Below are 2,022 nucleotides of genomic sequence, written 5' to 3'. Positions count from 1 at the left end.
AGAAGTGAAACGCCGTAGCGCCGATGGTAGTGTGGGGTCTCCCCATGCGAGAGTAGGACACTGCCAGGCATCAAACAAGCAAAAGAGGCTACCCTAACGGGTGGCCTTTTTTGTTTGTCTGGTGTACAGGTTCGACTCGAGCATGACATGCGACAAACTGCGAATGCAGTTTGAACAGCGCTTGCGCTGGCCCCGGAGGGGTGAGACTCATCCTCAAGATGAGACGAATACTACTGCGAATGCAGTTTGAACAGCGCTTGCGCTGGCCCCGGAGGGGTGAGACTCATCCTCAAGATGAGACGAATACTACTGCGAATGCAGTTTGAACAGCGCTTGCGCTGGCCCCGGAGGGGTGAGACTCATCTTCAAGATGAGACGAATACTACTGCGAATGCAGTTTGAACAGCGCTTGCGCTGGCCCCGGAGGGGTGAGACTCATCCTCAAGATGAGACGAATATTGTAGGAAAAAATCGTCGGGAACGATTTTAACGTTGCTTGCAACGGCCCGAAGGGCGAATGGCAGGAAAGCCATTCGTACACTGCCAGGTATCAAATCAAGTAAAGACCCCATGCCAAAAGCGTGGGGTTTTTGCTTTTGTGCTATCCGAAAATAGATGTTAGTGACGAGTTTGTTGTATGCTGAAAATGTAGCTAAATCACATATAGCCCTCAAAAATAAAGTCATAGAAAATGATAACCCTCTGCATTTGTAGAGGGTTTTTGCATTTTGGCAGTATCGAAAATATATGCCGACTGTTCACTGCACTAAGTGCTATTGAGATGGTGGTAATGAAACATTTTCAGGTTGTGGCAGATCACTCGACTTTTTACTGAAAACCCGCTATCTTCAGGCATCTAGAAGTCTAAACGTATAAACGGATATATTGAGGATATAGGCATGCCAATTAGGGTTCCTGATGAATTACCCGCAGTGAGTTTCTTACGCAATGAGAATGTCTTTGTGATGACCTCATCGCGTGCGAAAACCCAGGAAATTCGTCCCCTGAAGGTGTTGGTTCTGAATCTAATGCCTAAAAAAATTGAGACGGAGAATCAATTCCTACGTTTACTCTCTAACTCACCCTTACAGATTGATATCCAATTACTGCGGATTGATAGCCGTGAGTCAAAAAATACGCCAGCAGAGCATCTGAATAACTTCTACTGTGACTTTGAAGATATTCAAGATCAGAATTTTGATGGGTTGATCGTGACTGGCGCACCTCTCGGTTTAGTTGATTTTTGTGACGTCGCATACTGGCCACAGATCGAGCGTATTATTGCTTGGGCAAAGGACCACGTGACCTCAACCTTGTTCGTATGCTGGGCGGTACAGGCGGCATTAAATATCCTGTATGGCATTCCTAAGATGACTCGCGAGGTCAAACTCTCTGGTATTTACCAGCACCAAACTCGAGAGCCACTGGCACTGCTCACCCGAGGGTTTGATGAAACATTCCTGGCACCTCATTCTCGCTATGCCGATTTCCCACTTGAGGTGCTTAAGCAATATACAGATTTGGATATCCTGGTCTCATCAGAAGAGGCTGGAGCTTATTTGTTTGCCAGTAAAGATAAGCGAGTGGCTTTTGTTACCGGTCATCCTGAATACGACGTCGACACGCTAGCAGGTGAATATCAGCGTGATGTGGCCGCCGGTCTTAACCCACAAGTTCCACTCAATTACTTTCCTGATGACGATGCTTCTTTACCACCAAAAGCATCGTGGCGTAGCCACGGTCATCTGCTGTTTGCGAACTGGCTGAACTACTACGTGTACCAAATCACCCCATTTGATTTGCGCCATATGAATCCTACGCTCGACTGACTTTTTATCACCTTAAATGTTAATAAAGGCGGCTGAATCGATGCCGCCTGTCTATTATTCCCCAGTAAAAAAGCTTATTCCCCCTCGATAAACTGGTCTGATCTCTTTGTTAAACAATGAGTTATCTTCGAAAAACGCCAGTAATGGAAGCCTATTCCTATCTGTCTATAACACATACCCATGTTAACAATAT

Annotated in this window: 1 protein-coding gene; it reads left to right on the top strand. The window is 46.0% G+C overall.

The features are described 5' to 3' along the window. Positions 1 to 899: 899 nt before the first annotated feature. On the top strand, positions 900 to 1,829 hold the full coding sequence (gene metA, locus V1952_RS21505) for a homoserine O-acetyltransferase MetA (protein WP_372560358.1): 930 nt from the start codon (positions 900 to 902) through the stop codon (positions 1,827 to 1,829). Positions 1,830 to 2,022 lie beyond the last annotated feature (193 nt).

The organism is Yersinia sp. 2542 StPb PI (assembly GCF_048593855.1).
GTDB classification, from domain to species: Bacteria; Pseudomonadota; Gammaproteobacteria; order Enterobacterales; family Enterobacteriaceae; genus Yersinia; species Yersinia enterocolitica_E.
Note: the sequence above shows the minus strand (reverse complement) of the source record. Positions and strands in the feature narration are given on the sequence as shown.

Bases quoted from the DNA above. Each gene is read 5' to 3' on its own strand.
- metA (WP_372560358.1), top strand. From the start codon at position 900: ATGCCAATTAGGGTTCCTGATGAATTACCCGCAGTGAGTTTCTTACGC.